The sequence below is a fragment of the Ornithinimicrobium sp. CNJ-824 genome (assembly GCF_001942405.1).
GTDB lineage: Bacteria > Actinomycetota > Actinomycetes > Actinomycetales > Dermatophilaceae > Ornithinicoccus > Ornithinicoccus kibberensis.
The window spans coordinates 1-1,604 of sequence record NZ_MKKA01000050.1; the positions used below are offsets into that span (position 1 = coordinate 1).

General features: G+C 73.1%; 2 protein-coding genes. Both read right to left on the reverse strand.

Annotated elements, in window-relative coordinates; genetic code table 11:
• The coding region (locus BJF81_RS12890; protein WP_187345514.1) for a hypothetical protein at nucleotides 1-1,406 on the reverse strand (1,406 nt) is incomplete at its 3' end.
• Nucleotides 1,403-1,604: helix-turn-helix domain-containing protein (locus BJF81_RS12895; RefSeq protein WP_143780850.1), on the reverse strand; the 202-nt coding region annotated here is incomplete at its 5' end. The genes BJF81_RS12890 and BJF81_RS12895, both read right to left, overlap by 4 nt.

Consider the following 1,604-nt stretch of genomic DNA (forward strand, 5'->3'; position numbering starts at 1 on the left):
AGGGCGGCCCACCGGGTCGCGGTGTTGGGTGCCAGGCCGAGGATGTCGGCGAGGATCGGGGTGGGCATGCTCGCGGCGAGCTGGAACATGGCGGCGTTGCGGGCTGCCCTGGGTTGGATGCCGCGTTCGACGAGTTGGGCGCGGACGTTCTCGGTGGCCAGGTGCTTGCCGGGGATGCCGCCGGGGAAGAGCCAGGTGTCGGGACGGCTGACGTAGGAGGCCTGCCCGCGACGGGTCAGGTGGGTGCGGACGAGGCGGTCGAGCGGGTCGGGCAGCTCGACGGGGAAGGTGTCGAACGTGGCTGTGGTGACGCCGTCGGGGTGGACGGTGATCTGGTGGGCGCGCATGCGACAAACCCGGGCCAGGGGTTGGGCGTAGAGCAGGACGAACAGGCCGGCGACGCGGGCGTAGAGGCGGATCGTGTCGTCGTGCAGGAGCAGCTGGACGTGTGCCCACCTGTCCTCGTCGGAGAGGGTGACGGCGGGCTGGGTGGTGGGGCGGGTGGCCGCGGACAGATCCCCTCCGAGGCCGGTGCGGGCGCGCCAGGCCAGGAACGGTCGCAGCGCGAGGGCGCGGGCGCGGTGCTGCTGCGCGTACCGGTCCAGGTCGTCCTGGTCGATGTCGGTCAGGTCGGTGCCGTCCTTGGTGAGCCAGGTCATGAAGCGGGCGGTGACGACGATGGTGGCCCGCGCGGCGGAGATCGCGCCGTGGGTGAGGGTCCCGTGCTGCTCCTGGCGGCGCAGCCTGCTCAGCACCTGCCAGCGGGCGAACCGGGCCAGTACCTCGGACTGCCCGGCCGGCAGGGTGCTCAGCAGCTCCGCCAGCCACGGGCTGACCCGCTCGAGCTCGGCGTGGAAGGGCGGCAGGACCCCCAGGGCGGTGAGCAGGTCGCGCAGGTAGCTGTTCGTCTTGCTCGCGGGCATGGCCTCGAAGGTCGCGTGGGAGATGTCGAGCTCGCCGCGGGCCATCGCGCCCAGGGTGGCCGGGCCGGTGGAGCGGGTGAACCAATACAAGGTGGTCTGTGGTCGTGGCCCGCAGATCAGGGCGTCGTACACCGGCCGCAGCCGGGGATGGATGCCGCCGTCGGGGCCGGACAGCAGCGTGGTGGTCTTCTCCTTCAGGGCGCAGTGCCCGCACAGCCGGCCCCACGGGGAGTCCTCCCGCCCGCAGGCGGTGCAGGCGTAGATGGCCTCGTTGCCGGTGCAGGGCGCGCACGCCGGCCGGCGTGCGGTGTCGTAGAAGGCCAGCACCCTGATGTTCGCGCAACCGGGGCAGGCCGTGGCTGTGCGGGCGAAGCGCAGGGTGCAGCGCTGGCAGACCGCCTCCTCCAGGACGATCCGGGTGCACCGGTCGTGTCGCCCGCAGTGCGCGCAGTCCTGGCGCGGCAACCGCGCCCGTGGGCTCATCCGTCCTCGGGCGGGCGGCGGACCCGGGCCCGGATCGGGCGCAGGTCCCCGATCCCTGGACCGCTGTCCCCGGTCCCGGTCTTGGCGGTCTGGTCCTCGACGGCGGTGGGGACCAGCAGGTCGTTCGGTTCGCAGTCCAGGATGTCGCACAGGGCGGCCAGGACCTCCATGTTCAGCCGTTGCGGGGTCCGGGCCACC